Origin of the sequence: Streptomyces montanus (assembly GCF_005786655.1) — a bacterium.
Lineage (GTDB): Bacteria > Actinomycetota > Actinomycetes > Streptomycetales > Streptomycetaceae > Streptomyces > Streptomyces sporangiiformans.
Window position 1 is genome coordinate 19,512 of sequence record NZ_VBZC01000006.1, and the last position, 18,581, is coordinate 38,092.

General features: G+C 70.2%; 17 protein-coding genes. 2 read left to right on the forward strand and 15 right to left on the reverse strand.

Translation table 11 applies throughout. The features are described 5' to 3' along the window. Nucleotides 1-77 precede the first annotated feature (77 nt). From FE633_RS06525 to FE633_RS06545, 5 genes are all read right to left on the reverse strand, one after another. On the reverse strand, nucleotides 78-1,178 hold the full coding sequence (locus FE633_RS06525) for an endonuclease/exonuclease/phosphatase family protein (protein ID WP_138044145.1): 1,101 nt from the start codon (nucleotides 1,176-1,178) through the stop codon (nucleotides 78-80). An 86-nt stretch (nucleotides 1,179-1,264) separates the two neighbouring features. Continuing rightward, nucleotides 1,265-1,891: a hypothetical protein gene (locus FE633_RS06530; RefSeq protein WP_138044146.1), complete on the reverse strand. Its 627-nt coding sequence runs from the start codon at nucleotides 1,889-1,891 to the stop codon at nucleotides 1,265-1,267. Further along, complete coding sequence (locus tag FE633_RS06535; protein WP_138044147.1) at nucleotides 1,867-2,184, reverse strand: hypothetical protein; 318 nt, start codon at nucleotides 2,182-2,184, stop codon at nucleotides 1,867-1,869. The genes FE633_RS06530 and FE633_RS06535 overlap by 25 nt, the downstream gene beginning before the upstream one ends. A gap of 16 nt (nucleotides 2,185-2,200) precedes the next feature. Further along, entirely contained in the window at nucleotides 2,201-2,539 is a 339-nt protein-coding gene (locus tag FE633_RS06540; protein ID WP_138044148.1) for a hypothetical protein, read from the reverse strand. A 318-nt stretch (nucleotides 2,540-2,857) separates the two neighbouring features. Beyond that, nucleotides 2,858-3,646: an alpha/beta fold hydrolase gene (locus FE633_RS06545; RefSeq protein ID WP_138044149.1), complete on the reverse strand. Its 789-nt coding sequence runs from the start codon at nucleotides 3,644-3,646 to the stop codon at nucleotides 2,858-2,860. 78 nt (nucleotides 3,647-3,724) lie between these two features. Here FE633_RS06545 and FE633_RS06550 point away from each other — a divergent pair, with 78 nt between their 5' ends. After that, nucleotides 3,725-5,269 (forward strand): aminotransferase-like domain-containing protein, encoded by a 1,545-nt coding sequence (locus FE633_RS06550; RefSeq protein WP_138044150.1) that lies wholly within the window; start codon nucleotides 3,725-3,727, stop codon nucleotides 5,267-5,269. On the opposite strand, the gene FE633_RS06555 is transcribed toward FE633_RS06550, so the two are convergent. The 6 genes from FE633_RS06555 to FE633_RS06580 all read right to left on the reverse strand — a co-directional run bounded on the left by FE633_RS06555 (nucleotide 5,184) and on the right by FE633_RS06580 (nucleotide 10,422). Then, nucleotides 5,184-6,068, reverse strand: coding sequence for a hypothetical protein (locus tag FE633_RS06555; protein WP_246113463.1), 885 nt, complete (start codon nucleotides 6,066-6,068; stop codon nucleotides 5,184-5,186). The two genes, FE633_RS06550 and FE633_RS06555, sit on opposite strands and share 86 nt — an antisense overlap. A gap of 124 nt (nucleotides 6,069-6,192) precedes the next feature. Continuing rightward, a complete protein-coding gene (locus FE633_RS06560; protein WP_138044152.1) occupies nucleotides 6,193-7,053 on the reverse strand; it encodes an ABC transporter permease in 861 nt (286 codons plus the stop codon). Beyond that, a complete protein-coding gene (locus tag FE633_RS06565; RefSeq protein WP_138044153.1) occupies nucleotides 7,050-8,057 on the reverse strand; it encodes an ATP-binding cassette domain-containing protein in 1,008 nt (335 codons plus the stop codon). Before FE633_RS06565 ends, FE633_RS06560 begins: the two co-directional genes overlap by 4 nt. A 379-nt stretch (nucleotides 8,058-8,436) precedes the next feature. Continuing rightward, on the reverse strand, nucleotides 8,437-8,850 hold the full coding sequence (locus FE633_RS06570) for a hypothetical protein (RefSeq protein WP_246113464.1): 414 nt from the start codon (nucleotides 8,848-8,850) through the stop codon (nucleotides 8,437-8,439). A 124-nt stretch (nucleotides 8,851-8,974) separates the two neighbouring features. Beyond that, nucleotides 8,975-9,583 carry a hypothetical protein gene (locus FE633_RS06575; RefSeq protein WP_138044154.1) on the reverse strand — a complete coding sequence of 203 codons (609 nt, stop codon included), beginning with the start codon at nucleotides 9,581-9,583 and terminating at the stop codon, nucleotides 8,975-8,977. Between the two features lie 95 nt (nucleotides 9,584-9,678). Then, nucleotides 9,679-10,422, reverse strand: coding sequence for a response regulator transcription factor (locus FE633_RS06580; protein WP_171059832.1), 744 nt, complete (start codon nucleotides 10,420-10,422; stop codon nucleotides 9,679-9,681). A gap of 199 nt (nucleotides 10,423-10,621) precedes the next feature. Here FE633_RS06580 and FE633_RS06585 point away from each other — a divergent pair, with 199 nt between their 5' ends. After that, the gene (locus tag FE633_RS06585; RefSeq protein ID WP_138044155.1) at nucleotides 10,622-11,722 is read left to right on the forward strand and encodes a hypothetical protein; all 1,101 of its coding nucleotides are present in this window, start codon (nucleotides 10,622-10,624) and stop codon (nucleotides 11,720-11,722) included. Here FE633_RS06585 and FE633_RS06590 read toward each other — a convergent pair. The 4 genes from FE633_RS06590 to FE633_RS06605 form a co-directional block, all read right to left on the reverse strand. Continuing rightward, the gene (locus FE633_RS06590) at nucleotides 11,694-12,125 is read right to left on the reverse strand and encodes a hypothetical protein (RefSeq protein WP_246113465.1); all 432 of its coding nucleotides are present in this window, start codon (nucleotides 12,123-12,125) and stop codon (nucleotides 11,694-11,696) included. The two genes, FE633_RS06585 and FE633_RS06590, sit on opposite strands and share 29 nt — an antisense overlap. A gap of 17 nt (nucleotides 12,126-12,142) precedes the next feature. Beyond that, nucleotides 12,143-16,645, reverse strand: coding sequence for an RHS repeat-associated core domain-containing protein (locus FE633_RS06595; RefSeq protein ID WP_138044157.1), 4,503 nt, complete (start codon nucleotides 16,643-16,645; stop codon nucleotides 12,143-12,145). Between the two features lie 94 nt (nucleotides 16,646-16,739). Continuing rightward, entirely contained in the window at nucleotides 16,740-17,981 is a 1,242-nt protein-coding gene (locus FE633_RS06600; protein WP_138044158.1) for an amidohydrolase, read from the reverse strand. A gap of 48 nt (nucleotides 17,982-18,029) precedes the next feature. Further along, nucleotides 18,030-18,530, reverse strand: coding sequence for a cupin domain-containing protein (locus FE633_RS06605; protein ID WP_138044159.1), 501 nt, complete (start codon nucleotides 18,528-18,530; stop codon nucleotides 18,030-18,032). Nucleotides 18,531-18,581: the final 51 nt, after the last annotated feature.

Here is an 18,581-nt window from a genome sequence, read left to right on the forward strand (position 1 = left end):
TAGTCCTGGTTCGCCACGCGCCACCCCCCACTGACGTGGGCCGTCCCTCCTGCACAGGGGCGGCCCATGTCGCGTTCTCAGGTGCGTTCGTGGAGGGTCAGGTCCACGATGAGGGAGCGGTGGTCCGTGTTCTCGAGGTCCAGGAAGCGGGCGCTGTTGGCCGAGAAGTCCCGCGAGACGAGGACGTGGTCGATCTGGGCGCCCAGGGCCGGGGCCGTTCTGGCCGGCCAGCTCGGTGTGCGGGCGTGTCCGGCGAGGCGGGCGCCGTCGCGCAGGCCCGTGTCCAGGATGCGGCGGAACGCGGCGTGGTCCTGGGAGGCGTTGAAGTCGCCCGCGAGGATGGTGGGGCGGGTCCGGTCGGCGGCCGCGTAGTCGCGCAGCGCGCCGAGTTCCTTGCGCCAGTCGTCCAGGTGGGCCGGGAGCGGGGGCATGGGGTGGGCGAGTTGGAGGCGGATCTCGTTGCCCTTCACATCCGCTGTCGCGCCCGGCATCCCCATGGTGCCCTTCACGCCGGCGGCGGGCTTGAGGGGGTACCGGCTGAGGATGAGGGACCCGTCGGAGCCGTTGCCCGGCACGGCCTGCCGGTAGGGGTACGTGTCCTTCGCGCTCTCCGTGTCCTGCGCGTTTTGGGTGTCCTGCGTGTCCCGCGTGTCCCGCGTGTCCCGCGTGTCCCGCGTGTCCTGCGCGTCCTTCGGTCCGAAGGCCTGCCTCAGCTTGTCCGCGCAGAGTTCCTCGCACTCCTCGACGAAGACGAGGTCCGGGCGTTCGCTCCGGACGGCCTTGATCAGGTCATCGGTGGCCTGCCCGAACTCCACGTTCGACGTGAGCACGCGCAGTTCCACGAGTGGGGTGCCCTTCGCCTCGGCCGTCTTGCCGTACGGCTCGATGAACCAGGCGATCGCCGCGAGTGCGGCCACGGCCCAGACCAGTCCGAGGCGCCAGCGGGTGAGGGCGGCGAGGAGGAGGGCGGCTGTGGTGGGGGCGAGCAGCCAGGGCAGGAACGCGAGGAGTTGAGGTACGGGGGTGATGCCGTCGGTGTCGGCGATCCGGCACCCCACGACGGCGCTGACGCCGAGCAGCAGGAGCCCGGCGAACCAGGCGCCTCCCCTCTGGCCGGGGCGCCGGGTCGCCGGGTCGTCGTCGATCCACTCGTCCGTCTCTGCCGTAGCACTGCCCAAAGTCCATGCCTTCCGTTCACCCGGATCCTCCCTCAAAGACGGGGCAGGCGGTGGGACGGTTGCCGATCGACGGCGCCGACGACGCTTCAGGGATGGACCGCGGCGGCCTCGGCGGCCTTCTCCTCCGTCGCGCCGATACCCGCGTCGCTGCTCATGACGCGTATCAGCCGTCCGCCGGAATCCGTGTTCACGCCGGTCACGATCATGTCGACCACCCGCTCACCCTGCTGTCCGCCGATCTGCTCGGCTCCGTTGAGGCGTATCTCGGTCCTGCCCGACCGGAGGTCGGCCACCGAGACGTCATACGCCAGCGACGTCGAGTCATATCCCATGGTGAGACGAGGGCAGGCTTCCGCGGCTTCCCTCAGGTGGGACGAGAGGCTGCCCGGGTCCGGGACATCAGGGTGATCGATGGCCAAAAGATAGGACCCGGTTTTGGAATTACGGAATCCGAAGGAGCGCGCCTCGGCGCCGTCGGCCCTGTCGAGCAGGTCGAACAGGTCCTGGCATGCCGTCGGGCGAATGTCCCGGATTTGGGATTCCATACCGTCGACCACTGGCTCTTCGACCCACCCGGTCGCCTTCAATTCCTCGGCCATTGACCGTTTGGTGGATTCGGCTGATGCTGCGGAGCATCCCGCGACCGCAACCGAAACCGAAACCGCACAGAGCGACAGGGCGAGCGAAGTCAGTAACCTTTTATTGCCCGCCATACGGGTCCCAAGTACTCGGAGAATTCGGACTCTTCGCGCCGCGCGAGTTCGACCAGGTCAAGACTTCGGAGATCGCCGTCTCCGGTCGTCATGATCTCCCGCACTTCATCGGTCATCGGCAACTGCTCCGGTGAGAGCGACGCCGTGCCCGAGTCCTCCACTTCCTCCGGAGCGCGGAGGAAGTGGAGGACCAGTGCGGCCAACGCGACATCTCTGACTTCGAGTTCCACTGCGTCTCGAAGCCTGGCGACCTCCTGAGCTGTGACCATGAGGTCGCGCGCATCGGCCGTCATGTGTCTCATCGCGTTCCTAGTGGTGTCGTGTCAGCGTGCGGACCGGAGAGTAGTAGGTGGGAAGCGTCCATATGTTGCCGTGCTGCCCGAAGTGTGTGCCCTTGGTGCGGTACTTCCAGGTCCCCGGCCGCTTCAGGGTGTCGTCGTTCACGTGGATGCGGGGACCTGTGTTGTGGCTGACGATCGGGTCGCCGCGGTCCTTCCACGAGCCGTCGTAAATCTGAATGTGCGCCTGTGTGTTGGCGTCGTCCAGCTTGTCCGAGCAGTCGACCTGGACGAAACCCTTCACCGTCACGCTGTTCGGAGCCCAAGGCGTTCCGACCCGCTTCACCCACGAGCAAGTGATGTGGTGCATCGGGCCGACCTCGTCGGCCGAAGCCACCGGTGCCGGTCCCAAAAGGACGACGCCTAGAGCGAGCGGCGAAAGCAGCGCGGCAGATCTCTTCCATGCACGCATGAATGTGTTCCCCGTTTCCCCGTTTCGAGACGAGGGGAATGGTCGCGCCCCTGGCCGGGCGGGCCCCTCGTTGACTCGCGAGCTTATGGCCAGTTCTCGACGGTCACAAGCGATTACCGAAATTCGCAGATGATCGGCAGGTGAACAAAATGAGGCCAAAAATGAAACGGGGCTCGCGATCCGCCCCGCTCGCCCCGGCTCGTCCCAACTCGGCTCTCAGGATGACGAGTCGGCCTGCTTCAAGAAGGCGGCCAGCGCCTCGTTGAACTCGTCCGGGCGTTCCAGGTTCGGCATATGGGCTGCCCGGGCGATGATCCGGAGCGTCGAGCCGGGGAGTGCCTCGTGCATGGCCCGTGCGTCCGACACCGGGGTGTAGGCGTCGTCCTCGCCGACCACGACCAGGGAAGGGACCCCGACCCGGGTCAGGAGATCGCGGTAGTCGGGGCGTTCCGCGCGGCCGCGGAGGGCGGCGGCCGCGCCCTCGGGGGGCGTGCCGGTCATCATGCGGTGGACGTGCGCGGCCACGTCGGCATCGGCGTACGGCGCGACCATCTTGTGGAGGACCTCGTCCGCGTACCCCCGCATGCCTTCCCGAAGGAGCCGGTCCGCCATCTCGCCCCGGGACTTCTTGCCGGCCGGGGTCTCCGGGGCGGGGAAGGTGTCGGCCAGGATCAGGCCGTGGATGCGCTCCGGGAACTGGCGGTAGCACTCCATGACGATCTGGCCGCCCATCGACAGCCCGCCGAGGATGAAGCGGTCCACGCCCAGGCTGTCCAGGAGGGCCGCGATGTCCTCGGCGAACGTGGAGAGCGGGGTCACCCCCGGGACGACCGGCGACGCGCCGTAGCCGCGCAGGTCAGGGGTGATCACCCGGCGGGCCGGGGAGAAGGCGGCCATCTGGGGCACCCACATCGTGTGGTCGAAGGGGTGGCCATGGATCAGGACAAGAGGCAGGGGCGTTGAGGCTTTCGTGCCTTTGTCCTCGTATGCGAGGAAGGGTGCCATGAGTGGACACTAAAGTGACTCGGCTCCTCGGTGCAATAAAATCTTTGCCCTCGGTGCAATGCAAGGAGAGATGTTCGCGTGGAGGACTATCGGCGGATCGCCGACCGGCTGGCCGAGGAGATCCTCTCCGGGCGGCTCAAGCCCGGTGAACGCCTGCCGCCGCAGCGCGTGTTCGCGCGACGGCGCCGTATCGCCGGGTCCACGGCCGGGCGCGTGTACGCGGAGTTGGTGCGGCGCGGGCTGGTGGTCGGCGAGGTCGGGCGGGGGACGTTCGTACGGGCGTCGCCCGTGCCGTCGGGGCGGGCCCTGGCGGAGGCGGGGGCCGAAGGAGAGGGAGAGGGCGAGGACGGGCTTGCCGAGCCCCGTATCAATCTGGAGCTCAACTATCCCGTCGCGGAGGGGCAGTCCGAACTGCTCGCAGCGGGGCTCGCGCCGCTGCTGCGGCCCGATGTGCTGGCGGAGGCCACGCGTACGGCTCCCGCCACCGGCACGGCCGCCGCGCGCGAGGCGGTCGCCGGGCTGCTGGGCGGTCCGGGGTGGCGGCCCGCCCCGGAGCGGCTTCTCTTCGCGGGCAACGCGCGCCAGGCCATCGCCGGCGTGCTCGCCGCGATCGTACGGCCGGGAGGCCGGGTGGGCGTCGAGGCGCTGACGTATCCGCTGGTCAAGGAGATCGCGCGGCGGATCGGGGTCACACTCGTACCGCTCCCGATGGATGGGGAGGGGGTGAAGCCCGCTGCCGTGGTCGCCGCCCATCGTGCGGCGCCGCTGTCCGCCGTGTACGTCCAGCCGACCCTCCACAATCCCACCTCCGTGACCATGGGGGACGGGAGACGGCGCGAACTGGCGGGGGTGGTGCGGGCGTTGGACCTGCCCGTCGTCGAGGACCGGATCTGGTCCTTTCTGCGGGACGGCAAGGAGGGCCCCACCCCCTTCGCTTCCTACGCTCCCGAGCGCACGTTTCTCGTCGACGGCCTGTCCAAGCGGGTCGCCCCCGGGCTCACCGTCGGTTTCCTCGTCGTGCCGAAGGGGCGGGTGGACGCGGTCGCCGAGGCCCTGCGCTCCGGGGGCTGGACCGCGGGGCGGTTCGCGTTGGAGGCCGCTGTGCGGTGGATCGGGGACGGAACCGTCGAGAGGCTCGTCGCGGCCAAGCGGGCGGACGCGCACGCGCGGCAGCGGGTCGTCGAGGAGTGGCTGGGCGAGTTCGCCGTACGGGCCGATCCGTACGCGTACTACGTCTGGTGGGAGCTGCCGCAGCCGTGGCGCGCGGACACGTTCGCGGCGGCGGCAGCGGCGCGCGGGGTCGCGGTCACGCCGGGTCCGGCGTTCGCCGTGGAACCGAGGCGCAGGGCGGGCTCGGGAAGAAGCTGCCCGCCCATGTCCCCGCCCATGTCCCCACCCTTGTCACCACCGTCACCGCCCCTGTCTCCGCCCATCTCCCCACCCCTGTCCCCCGGCGCGGAGCCCCCGGGAGACCGGCCCTTGTCCCCGCGCACGGCGACCCCGGGAGACCGCCCCTCCGTGTCCCCGGCGGACGCCGTCAGGCTTGGGCTCGCGTCTGTTCCGGTGCCGGAGCTGAGGGTGGCCCTGCGGATCCTCCGCGATGTCGCACGTAGCGGCCCATGAGCCATGTCGTCGCCGCCACCGTGAGGCCCAGCGCGAGGATGACCCAGGTCGCCGTACGGAGCGTGGACGTGAGGGCGTCGTAGACCGCGCCCGCCGCGGTGCGGGAGACGTGCGGCGGGAGGTCGCCGAGGGCCAGCTCGCGGCCGACCGCGGTCGCCAGCGCGAGCAGCGCGGCGCCCAGGGCCAGGCCCAGCGCCGTCGCCATGACGGCCCGGCGGCGGCGTACCGCGAGAAGGATGCCGCCGACGGCCAGCGCGACCGCCGCGACCGGGAGCCAGAAACCCGTGATCTCCAGCACGTCGAACCCTTTCCGGAGCGTGGCGACTTCCCGGGCCTCGATGACCGTGATCTTGGCGCGCGCGACGGGGATGCTGTGCGCCAGCGGCACGTGGTCGTCGGCCAGCCGGTCCTTGAGCCGCTCGGTGAGGGGGGCCAGGTCGAGGGTGACGGCGGTATCGCGGTCGCCGCGCAGGGCGCGCAGTACGGCGTCGTGGGTGGCGCGGTTCGCGGAGTCCCAGGCGGTGCGGAAGGCCGGCGTGCCGGTGAAGGACCGCACCGCCTTGCGCACGAAGACGCGGACCTCGTCCTCGAGGGGCCCGGCCTCGACCTCCGACATGATCCCGTCGGTGACCGTGTCCGTGACCGCGCGCCGCACGTCGGGCCCGGCGGCGAGGGGTCCCATCGTGGCGACGTACCGCCCGGTGTCGCCGATCTCGTACGTCGCCCACGCCGAGAGCCCGCCGAGCGGCAGGAGGAGGCAGCCGAGGACGATCAGCACCGCCGAGAGGACTTTCCGCACCCTTCCAGCAGGAGCCCCGGCCGCGCGCTCCGCCAGCGGAGGACGGCCGGGGTGACTGCATCCGGACGTGGATTACGTTCTTCCGGGGGGCGAGCAGGCGGTGCGGAGCCGCGCCGCCTGGCGCCTACTTGCGGTTGTAGAGCCGCATCGTCACCGGGCCGAAGACCGCCACGAACAGCCCGGCCCAGCCCAGCGACCACGCGATCTCCCCGCCCGGCCAGGAGCCGGCCATCAGGTCGCGGACCGCCGAGGCGACATGCGTGACCGGGTTGTTGTTGACGAAGGCCTGGAGCCAGCCCGGCATTGTCTCGGGGCGGACGAAGATGTCGCTGAGGAAGGTCAGCGGGAACAGCACCATCATGCTGACGCTCATCACGGCCTTTTCCGTGCGCAGCAGCAGACCGAGCATCGTCCACACCCAGGAGAAGGCGAAGCAGAAGACGATCAGCAGCGCCACGCCCGCCACGACTCCCGAGAAGCCGCCGTCCGGACGGAAGCCCATGATCAGGCCGACCGTGAGCATCACGATCGACGCGATCGTGTAGCGCAGGGCGTCACCGAGCAGATAGCCGACCATCGTCGACGGGCGCCAGATGGGGAGGGAGCGGAAGCGGTCGAAGACGCCCTTCTCGATGTCGATGTTGACCGCGAGGCCCGTGTACATCGTGATCATGGTGACGGACATGACGAGGATGCCGGGCAGCAGGTACTGGATGTACTCGCGCGGCGAGCCCGCGAGGGCGCCACCGAACAGGTACGTGTACATCAGCACCATCATGATCGGGAACGCCGTCACATCGAAGAGCTGTTCGGGTACGTGCTTGATCTTGAGCATCGCCCGCCAGCCGAACGTCAGGGACGTCCGCAGCGCGTTCGGGCGGGGCGGCCGCTCCCGGGAGACGAGCAGCTCGGCCAGGCTTTCGGTGCGGACCGGGGCGAGCTCGCCGGTCTCCCTGGTCTCCGTGGTCGGCGTCGCGGTGCTCATGCCGTGGCCTCCTTCGCCTGCTCGTGCTCGGTCGTGCTGCCGGTGAGGGCCAGGAACACCTCGTCCAGACTCGGCTGTCCCAGCGAGAAGTTGTCGACGGTGATGCCCGCGTGGGCGAGTTCGGCGAGAGCGCGGGAGGCCTTCTCGGACGCGCCCTGGCTGTTCGCCACTCCGTTGCCCACCCGGGCCGTGAGGGCCACCGGGTCCGCTTCCAGCTGTACGTCTGCGTCCAGGGTCTGCCGGAGCAGCCGCTCGGCCTCGGGGCGCCGGTGCGCGTCCCGCAGCCGTACGTGCACGGCGCCCGCGCCGACCGAGGCCTTCAACTCGCCCTTGGTGCCCTCGGCGATGACCCTGCCGTTGTCGATGACGGCGATCCGGGATGCCAACTGGTCGGCCTCGTCGAGGTACTGGGTCGTGAGCAGGACCGTCGTGCCCTGGGCGACGACCGCTCGTACGATCTCCCAGACCTGGTTGCGGCTGCGCGGGTCCAGGCCCGTCGTCGGCTCGTCCAGGAACAGCAGGTCCGGGGTGTTGAGGATGGACGCGGCGATGTCGATACGGCGCCGCATACCGCCCGAGTAGTTCTTCACCTGGCGGCCCGCCGCGTCCGACAGGCCGAAGGCGTCGAGGAGCTGGGCCGCGCGGTCGTACGAGGCCTTCTTGGCGTGGCCCGTCAGGCGGGCCAGCAGGACGAGGTTCTCGGTGCCGGTCAGGTCCTCGTCGACCGAGGCGTACTGCCCGGTGAGGCTGACCCGGCTGCGGACCGCGTCCGCCTCGCGCACGACGTCATGACCGAAGACGTGGGCCTCGCCGCCGTCGGGGCGCAGCAGGGTCGCCAGCATGCGCACGGTGGTGGTCTTGCCCGCGCCGTTCGGCCCGAGCAGGCCGTACACCGTGCCGGCCTCGATCCGCAGGTCCACGCCGTCGACGGCGCGGTTGTCGCCGAAGGTCTTCACCAGGCCTGCGGTCTCGATGGCCGGTCCGGCCAGATGTTCGCTTTTCATGTCCGCCCCATCCAGTCCTTGCGAATGCTTGTGCGACGTCGCTGTGCGGTAGCTCGGATTCGGTGCGAGCTGGCTGAGAGGTAGACCCCGGCCGGGGAGCAAACTCATCGTAGGTTTCGGCGGCGGCCGCGTCCTGGGCTTTTTGTCCTAGTTCTGTGGTCGCTGCGGCCGCGGCTCCCGCCTCCAGTGGAGGGTTCACCCGAACGGGTGTTTCCTGGTTCTGGGGGCACAGGTCGATCATCCCGGGAGGGAGCGGGCAGGCCCGGACGGGGAACCGTGGGTGAACCGGGTCGCCCGCACGAACCTGAGGCCCCGGCTTGGGAGAGCCGGGGCCTCAGGCATGCCGCGCGGGCGCCGCTGGACGCTCGCCCCGGCGCGGTCAGTCCTCCGTCGTGTAGAGCCGGTAGAACACGGCCCCGAACACCGCCGCCGCGACCACGCACGCGATGACCGAGGACTTGAGGACGCTCTCGCCGGTGAGGCTGTAGAGGAAGCCGAGGGAGATGCCCGCGAACGCCGCCCACGCGCAGGCGCGCGGCTCACGGCGCAGGCGCGGGCCGATCACGCGCAGACCGAGGTAGACCGCGATGAAGGCGATCCCCGACACCACGCCCAGCAGGACGTTCCAGCCGGTGATGGGGCCCGAGTCGCGTCCGATCGCACAGGCCCACAGCCCGTAGACGACGCCGCCGAGTACGGGTGCCGCGAGCCGCAGGGGGCTGACGTGCGGCCGTCCGGTGCTCGGTCGCGGGGCGCGGGGGAGTTCGCGTCGTGCGGGTGCCGCTTGAGCCATGAGAGCACTCCTCTCTCCTCGCCCCTGCCTCCAGGGCACACCTGGGGGCCCCGGCCGGCAAGTCGGGGTGCGGCCGGGCCCGCCGGCGGTCGCGGCGGACGCCGCGACCGCCGTGCCGCGTGTCTCAGCAGCCGCCGGAGCCCACGGCGCGCTCGCGGAACACCGGGCTCTCGCCGTACGTGTTGTCGGGGTCGATGCCGGTCATCGTCACGTCGTTGACGTACCAGATGTAGTGGCCGTAGAAGCGCTCGCCGAAGTTGAGCTGGTAGTAGCCGTGCGCCTTGACCTTGTGCGCCCGGTGGGTGAGCCAGCCCTTCTTGCGCGGGGCGATCCACAGGCTCTCGGTGCGCGACTCGGTGTGGGACTTCTCCCAGGTCTTGCCGGTGGCGCTGCTGAATCCGGCGGTGAAGGCCTCGAAGGCCCCGCCGAACTCGATGGTCTGCGTCGTCGAGGTGCCGGTCGTCGTGGTGTCCGACCACGTCTTGGAGATGTTCTGGTCGACGCTGGTGCAGTTGAAGGCGTCGGAGGTGACGCGCTGCTCGGGGCCGAGATACTTGTCGACCGACTCGACGTGGAACTCGCACCTGTCCGTGCCGTTGTTGCACTTCTCGAGGAGCTGGGCGACGGTCGGACTCTCCTCGGCCATGGCGGTGCCGGGGGTGGCGACGACGGCGGCGGCCAGGACGACCGCGGAGCCGAGGGCGGCGGCGACTTTGTTCCTTAAGGACGACATGCGCTCAGTAAATCGAGCGCGGATCCGGAATCGCTCCGAACAACATCAGGATTTCCTCAGGGTTCCTCACTCTGCGGGGGTGGCGTCGACGGCGTTCAGTCCGCGCACAGCAGATAGCCCACACCCCGGACGGTCCGTATGAGCGACTGGCCCCGGTCGTCCAGCTTCCGGCGCAGGTAGTAGACGCCGGTGTCCACGATGCCGGAGCTCTCGTCGCGGTGGTTCCAGACGCGTTCCTGGATCTGGGCGCGGGACAGCACCCGGCCGGAGTTCTCCATCAGATAGCGCAGCAGGGCGAACTCGGTGGGGGTGAGCCGGACGGGCTTCCCGTCCGCCCAGACCTGGTGCGCGTCGGGGTCGAGCCGTATACGCCCGGCGCTCAAGTGGCGGCGCTGCACGGGCCGTTCGGCGGTGCGGCGCAGCAGGGCACGGACCCGGGCCGCCACCTCCTTCAGTTCGAACGGCTTGGTGACGAAGTCGTCGCCGCCCAGATCGAGTCCGCGCACCCGGTCGTCGACGTCGCTGCGGCCGGTGATGAACAGCACCGGCACGGTGAGGCCCCGTTGGCGCAGGGTCCGGCAGACCTCGAAGCCGTCGACGTCGGGGAGGTTGACGTCGAGCAGTACGAGATCGGGGGCGCGGCGCGTGACGGCCCGGAGGGCCTGCCGGCCGGTGGCGGCGCAGGTCACCTCGAAGCCGAGGAATTCCATGGCCATCGTGAGCATGCCACGGACCCCGTCTTCGTCGTCCACCACGAGGAGATGGGCGGCGGAGGGGGTGGTGTCGGTGGTGGGGGCGTCGGCAGCGGTGGCGGGGGTGTGGGGGACAGGGTGGGTCATGTCCTGTTCCTTTGCTGACCTTCTGATACCTCAAGTACCTCATGCGTCACAGGCACACCCATGGTCACACGTACCGACAGGTAGGGGGTGGGCTTTCGGCGGGCTCCGTTCGCACGCCCGGGGGCATCCCGTGACCCCGCTTTGCACGCGCAGCGGTTACGGTGCTGCAGTGGCGAACGATGGGGAGGGGGCGGGAACGATGCCTGGAACCGTGCTGTTGCTCGCGGCTTCGCCGGTGGGCAAGGGATGTCTCGTGGACGCGGCATCGGTGCTTCCCGTGCTCGCGGCGGTGGCGCCCGCCGTGCTCTCCGGGGCGGACACCGCGAACGTGGTCGAACTGGCAGACCCGTTGGAGCCCCAGGCGGTCCTGACGCGGCTGCGCGCCGCGGCGACGGCCCCCGGCCCGCTCACGGTCTTCCTCACCGGCCAGCTCCAACTCGACCGCCGCCAGCGGCTTCCGCACCTGGCGCTGGCCCGTACGACCCCGTCGACCGTCCGCTACACCGGTTTCCCCTGGCACTGGATCCGCGAGGAGCTGCGGCTGCGCGCGCCGGGCGGCACCACGGTGTTCGTCGACCTGCACGCCGACGCGGAGACGTGGCAGCACCTGGGCACCCAGCCGCTCGACGTCGGGCCGGGGGTCCGGCTGTACGGCCGGATCGCACCGCCTCCGCCGAGACGTACGGTCGCGACACCGACGTATATGAAGTCCCTCGCCACGATCCTGCGCAGCGGCCACCGTCCGCCGCCGGCGCAGCTTCATCATCAGGCGCTCACGCGGGCGATCGGTGAGGAACCGCGAAGCGCACAGCGGGACTTGGTGCTGGCGGTCGATCCGGTGGTGTCCACGCCGGCCGACCCCCATGCCGGGATCACCGCCGCCGTCCAGGCAGGGCGGCACGACGAGGCGTCCGCGCTGGCCGCGCAGTGGGAGCAGGCCGCGTTGCGTACGTTCGGGCCGGGCAGTGACGAGGTCATTCACTGGATGGAAGTACGAGCGGACCTGGCCATGTTCGCCGGCGACGCCGTACGCAGCTGCCGGACCTGGCTGACGGTGGCCGACGTACGGCTCCGCGCGGGCCAGGCGCCCGACGCCCCCGCCGTCGAGGCGGCCGTCGACCGGGCCCACCACCAGTGGGGCCGCGTCACCGACGCGGGCCTGGCCCGCGAACTGGGCTCCGCCCTGGCCGAGTTGCGCGCCCGCGTGCCGGGCCGCCGCGCGGGCGCGCTCCAGGACGTCCACACGCGGCTGGCGCGGCTGGCGGGATCCGTCAGTCCAGTTGGTCCAGGAATCTCCTGAACTCGGCCAGCGACTGCTCCAGATCCGTTCGGCCCGCGTCGTCGGCCGGGAGCTCGCCCAGGTGGGTCCGCGCGAATTCCTCGGCGGCGTCGAAGACCGCCGCGGCGACATCTTCGGCGGACGACCGGTCCACGGGCGATCCCTGGTGGCTCGTGGAGATCGTCCCGCGCTTCTCGCGCCTGAAGTCCAGCGAGAACGACGAGTCGACGGCCGAGGACGCGTAGGTGCGGGCCCGACCGGAGAGAAACCGCCGCAGGCCGTCCAGGAGCAAGGTCACGGACAGGTAGATCATCATGGCCTGGTCGGGGGTGTGGTCCCGGGAGCTCGCCTGCCCCTCGCTGCCCGAGACGTCCACGTGCCCCAGGTCGAAACCGGACGGCGGCGGAAGTTCGTTCGCGTCCACAGAGAACCTGAACTCCATTAAACGAAACTCTTTCCCACGGGGAAGAACGTGATGATGTTGTTCGAGTCGTGCGAGTCGACGGTAACGCTGAAGCGGCCCCTCATCCCGTTGACCTTCGTTCTCATCTCGTACGTCTGAATCCGCTTGCTCGGATCGGAGATCCTGGTCCCCTTCTTGACGATCTTCGCCGCGGCCTCGTGCACCTGGGCACGGGTCGTCGTGGGCGGGAGCATGTCGGCGTGCTTCGTCGACGGGTTGGTCCCCGTGATGTGCCTGCCCTCGATATGGATCCAGCCCTTCTTCAGGTCGCCGTCGTCCAGACGGGGCGGCTTGCGGCACAGGGCAAGCCCGAAGGGGTCGATCCACACGGTGGGGTTGGGCGTGTACCAGCCCGGGTTCGGTCCGCCGCCGAGGCCGAGCGGGTCCAGACTGCAGTAGCGGCCGAGGGCCGGGTCGTAGTAGCGGAAGTAGTTGTAGTGCAGTCCGGTCTCGTCGTCGCGGTACTGCCCGGGAAAGCGCAGGGGGCAGTCGGTCTCACCGCCGGGCGTGGGGGCGGGGGCGGAGGACGGAACGCCCCAGAGTGTCGTGCGGAGCCGCCAGCCCGTCCGCCCGTCCGGGGCGATCAGTTCGGTGGGGGCGCCGACGAGGTCCGTGACGATGGCGTAGAAGCGGGCGTCGATCTCATCCTGGGCCGTGTCGGCCGTGACCTGCCGCTCGGTCTGGGCGACGGGTCGGCCGGTCTCCGACGACCAGTCCCAGCTGACGACGCGGCCGTCGAGGGAACTCGTCTGTTCCGCGAGATCGGTGCCGTCCCAGGTGAAGTCGGTCTGGGCGGTCACTGTGCCGTCGTCGCCGAGCAGCTGCTTCGCGATACGCCTGCCGAACGGGTCGTAGAGGTAGCGCCAGTGGCGGCCGTCCGGAGTGATCACCTCGCGGAGCTGGTCCTGGTCGTTCCAGTGATAGCGCCAGGTGCGCGATCCGCCCGACAGCGACTTGCTGCCGCGCCGGGTGATCCTGCCCTGCGCGTCGTGCTCGTACGTGGTCCGGCCGGCCTGCCGAACGCCCAGCGGGCCGTAGCTTCGGCCCCCCATCGCATCAGCGGCGTCCGCACCGGCGACGACGGCATCAGCGGCGTCGGACCGGGCCGCGGGCGAGGCCGGCCAGGTGGTGTGAGTGAGGTCGCCGGCCGCGTCGTAGGCGTACTGCTCGGTCCAGGACTCGGCATGGACCGCGGTGACGCGGGCGGCGGCATCGAGTTCGAGCCGCCGGTGGCCCGCCACGTTGTCGGCGATCTCGGTGGGGTGGTCGTCCGCGCGGTAGGTGTACTGGCGACGGAGGGCGGACTGCTCGGGAACGCCCGTGAGGGCCTGTGCGACCAGGCGGTGATCGCCGTCCCAGCCCTGAGTCAGGACCGCGGCTCCGACACGGAGTTCCGTCTCCCGGCCGGCCCCGTCATAGCCCATCGACAGCAGCTGACCCGCGGTGCGCAGCAGTGTCGGCCGGTCGTTGGCGTCGTACTCCCAGGTACTCAGTGCGCCGGTCGGGGTGCGCCGGTGGGTGCGCCGGCCGAGGGCGTCGTAAGCGCTGTGCAGCGTACGGCCGTTGCAGGTCTCCTCGGTGATCCGGCCCATCGCGTCGTAGGCGCGGATCACGACGGCGTCGGGGTTCTCCGCCCGGACCGGCCGGCCGAGCGCGTCATAGGCGAACCTGGCCACCGCGTCCTCGTCGCGCTGCTCGACGATGTTGCCGAGCGCGTCGCGGAGGTAGTGGGTGGTCTGTCCCAGTGCGTTCGTGCGTGCGGCGAGCTGGTTCGCCGCGTCGTACACGTAGGTGAGTACGCGGCCGGAGAAGTCCGTCTCCCGCACGGTGTTGCCCACCGCGTCGTACTCATAGCGCCACGTGCGCCCCCGTGCGTCGGTCACACTGGTCAGCCGCAGCTCTGTGTCATGACCGAACTCGACTCGGGTGCCGTCGGGACGCGTACAGGCCGCGAGCAGGTCGAAGTGCGTGTACTCGAACCGGGTGACTGCGCCGGCCGCGTCCCGGTGTTCCGTCTCGTTGCCCTCGGCGTCATGGGCCCATCGCTCGGTCGCGCCGCTGGGAGTGGTGCGCCACGCCATCTGCCCTTCCGGCGTCCAGCCGAACCGGGTGACACCGGTGGTCGAGTCGGTGACCGAAGCGAGTCGTCCGAAGGCGTTGTAGGTGAACCGGGTGGTGGCGCCGAGAGCGTCGAGGGCCACCGTCGGCCGGCCGAGGGAGTCGTGCTCATAGCGGCGCGTGTGCCCGAGGGCGTCCGTGGCGGCGGTCGCCCGTCCGGCGCTGTCGTAGACGCGCCTGGTGACGGCGCCGGACGGGTCCGTGACGGACAGCAGGTTGCCCTTCCCGTCGTAGCCGAACCGCCATTGGCCCTCGTCGGCCTCGGTGATCCGTACGGGAAGGCGTAGTTCGTTGTACTCCGCGCTGATCCGCAGGCCGTCGGGGCGGATCACCGCGCTGAGGTTGCCGTCCGCGTCGTACGCGTAGCCGGTCGTGCGGCCCAGGGCGTCGGTCTGCGACAGCATGCGGTCGAAGGCGTCCCACTCGGTCGTGGTGACATGGCCGAGGGCGTCGGTCTCGCTGGTGATCCGGAAGTCGCCGTTGTACCGGTAGGCCGTGGTGTGGCCGAGCGAGTCGGTGTGGATCGTCGTGCCGCCCGCGGTGTCGTATTCGAAGGTTCCGTTGTGGAAGCCCTCGGATCCGACGGTCCGCACACAGCGGCCCGCCGAGTCGTACACGTACTGGTAGTGCGTCCCCTTGCGGTCCTGCCACGCGACGATGCGGTGGTGGTCGTCGTACGAGAGCCGCAGCGGCTGTCCGGAGGAGTTGTAGATCTCGGAGAGGTTGCCGCGGCTGTCGTATCCGTACCGCACCACCACCGGCTCCGCGGGGTCGCTCACCAGCCGCAGAGCCGTGACGCGGCCGTTCGTCACCTCGACTCCGACGCGGTAACCGCCTTCGTGCACGACCGCGCGCGGTGTTCCGTCCGGGTGGTACTCGAACGTGATCGCGTTGTCGTTGCGGTCGGTGATCGCGGCCAGAGGCAGCTCGGCCGCCGGCCGCTCGGGCAGCGACCGGAAACGGAGCGTCTCACCGGTTTCCGGACGGAGCACCGTCATGGAGCCGTCCGGTGCGCCGGACCACTCCAGCGGCCAGCGCGGACCCATCACGGGCATCACCGGAAGGCCCGGCTCGGGGACGGGGTAGTGCAGCACCATCCCGTCCTCGGTGATCAGCCGAATGCCGTCGGCGTCGAGAAGAAGCCGCTGATCCAGTACGGAGCTCCACGACGGTCCGAACCACCGCCCGCCACGGAACGACGAGACGTGGTGCCGCTCGATGACCAGAGGCAGCGCACCGGCGAGTTCCACGTCCACGGCCGAGGCGACCATCTCGCCGGTCACCACATCGATCGGGTCGCTCTTGCACCGCCGCTCGGCCATCTTCTGCGCCTGCTGACGGAGCTTGTTCATGCCGCCCTTGGCCGCCTTGGCCATGCCCTTGAGCCCGGTCTTGCCGAGCGCCTTCAGCCCCTTGGCGAGGCCGCCGAGGCTGGTCAGGCCCTTCATGCCCGGGATGCAGTCAAGGGCAGCGAACGCCACATCCCATAGCGAGGCTTGTCCCTTGGCGTATTTGTTGAGGGTGTCGGCGAGGACGACGAGCGCGGCGATGAGGACGATGGCGCCGAGGATCGGCCCGCCGATGATCATCGCGATGACGCCCAGGACGGCGACGACGACCTTGCAGACCGCGACGATGGTGTCCCAGTTGTCGGAGACCCAGTCCCCGACCTCCTCGTACCACTTGCGGTTCTGGATACCGGCGTCGGAGGCTTCGTCGAGTTTGCGTTTCGCCTCGCCGGCGGCGTCCTCGCGCATCTGGCGGGCGTCGGCGGCCATCTTCTTCGCCGCGTCCAGGGCACTTTGGGCCGAGTTGACGTCGGACTGCGCGGAGGTCTGAGCGGACTCCGCGTTCTGCGCGTCCCTCGTCGCGGCGCGGACCTTGTCCTCGTCCGGCTTCGGGACGTCCTTGCCCGCGTCCTTGTCCTCCTTGTACTTGTCGGCTTCCTTGGTCGCTCGGCTCACCCAGGAATCGGCCGTGGAGAGACGGGACTTGGCGGAGGACAGATCGGCCTGCGCCTCGCGGCCCTTGGCGAGGGCCTTGTCGGCGAGGGCCTGGGCGCGCTCCAGCTTGGGCCAGTACGCCGCCAAAGCGTCACCGGCGAGGTCGTAGGACTTCTTGAGCTTCTTCAGGTTCTTCGGAACGCCGGAGAACTCGTCCTGGAAGACCTCGGCGGTCTTGCCCACCCACGTCAGGACGGCCTCCTCCTCCGCCATCCCCTTCACCAGCCGCAGCGCGTCCTGCACGTCGTCGGCGAAGTCATGCAGGCTCTTCGCCAACGACCGCACCCGGTCCGGATCCCCCGGCGTCGGATCCTTCTCCAGATCCAGGACATGCCAGTCCGTCGGCCGATAACCCGCCATCACGCAACCCCCGTCACGTACTGCACTCGCGAACATCCCTGTACAGAAGGCAAGTTAGTGGGTGCACACGGAACACGGGAAGGTCACACAGGGCTCACCGCACCGACAGCATCTCCAGCGCACCTGAGACCAGCGTCCGCACCCCCGGCCCCACCGTTGCCAAGTCGGGGGCGAACTGTGGGCTGTGGTTGCTGGGCACCGCCGCGAGTTGCTGCATCAGGTCGCCGCCGGCGGCCGCGTCCCATACCTCGGCGGGGGTGCTCGTCACGAACCAGTACGAGTACGGGAGGCCGCCCTCGGCGAGGAGGGGGAAGTCCTCGCTGCCCATCACCGGGCCGAAGTCGAGGACCGCGCCCGCGCCGAAGACCTCGCCGTGGACGGCGGCGACGCGGCGGTCGGTGTCCATGTCGTTCACGGTGACCGGGAAGCTGCTGCCCACGGTGACCGTGGGCTCGCGGGGGCAGCCCGCCGCCGTGCACTCGCCCGCGGCGATACGGCGGATCGCGGCGAGCATCCGGTCGCGTACGTCTGCGGACTGCGTACGGAGGTTGAGGGCGATGTGCGCCTCGGACGGGATGATGTTGTGCCGGGTGCCCGCCTCGATCTTCCCGACCGTGAGCACGGCGGGCTCGCGGGCCGCCAACTCCCGTGAGACGACGGTCTGCAGACGCGTCACGATGTACGCGGCCGTCACCACCGGGTCGACCGTTGCCTCCGGCCGGGACCCGTGACCGCCCACCCCGTGCACGACGATGTCGACGTCCGTCGAGGCGGACATGATCAGCCCCGGCGAGTGGGCGTACAGACCGGTCGGGCCGGGCGCCGCGTGCTGGGCGAGCAGGACGTCCGGGCGCGGGAAACGCTCGTACAGCCCGTCGTTGACCATCGCGGCCGCGCCCTCGCCGGTCTCCTCGGCGGGCTGGCCCACGACGAGCAGCGTGCCGGACCAGCTGTCGCGGCCGGCGGCCAGCGCGGAGGCCGCGCCGGTCAGCCAGGTGACGTGCAGGTCGTGACCGCAGGCGTGCATGACGCCGGGCGTCTCGGAGGCGTACGGCAGCCCGGTCTCCTCGGCGACCGGCAACGCGTCCATGTCGCCGCGCAGCAGTACGGCCGGCCCCTCGCCGTTGCGCAGCACACCGACCACACCGGTGCCGCCGACGCCCTCGGCCGTCTCGTACCCGGCCGCGTGCAGGCCCTCGGCGAGCTTCGCGGCCGTGCGGTACTCGCTCTTGGACAGCTCCGGGTGGCGGTGCAGATCCCGGTAGAAGTCCTCCAGCGCGGGGAGCGGGAGGTCGGCGGTGAGGTCCAGCGCGGTGCGGGCGGCGGAAGAGGTCACGGGTCGCAGCGTACGGGGTGGTTGCGGGATCGGGGGCCGGAGCGGGCGTCACTCTCCGGGGGCGTCCATCATGTCGAGGAAGTAGCTGTCGTGGCGGATCTGGAAGGCCTTGAGGTCCTCGCGGTCGCGTTGGGCGAACTCCGCGATCCGCTCGAAGTACTCCTCGCGCGGGGCGCCCGGTGAGAAGAGCATCAGCATGGACAGCGGTTCGTCGGTGTCGTTCTTGAAGGCGTGCAGGCCGCCGACGGGTACGTACAGGAAGTCGCCCTGTCGGCCGGTGATCCAGCGCTCGCCGTCGTACAGCTGCACCTCGCCCGACAGGACGTAGAAGGACTCGGAGATCGTTCGGTGGAAGTGCGTGCGGGCGCCGGGAGCCTTCGGGCCCATGTCGACCTTGTAGAGGCCGAACTCGCCGCCGGTGGAGGCGTGGCCGGCGAGGTAGTGCGTGGCGCCGGAGGCGGAGACGACGTCCGGTTCGGTGTCGGCGGACCTGAACACCGCGTTGATCTCGCCCTTGTCACCGAGATAGCGCGGCTCCGGGTACGACATGGCGGGACTCCTTCGCGAGACGGTGATCCACAGTTATTCCCACCATGACTC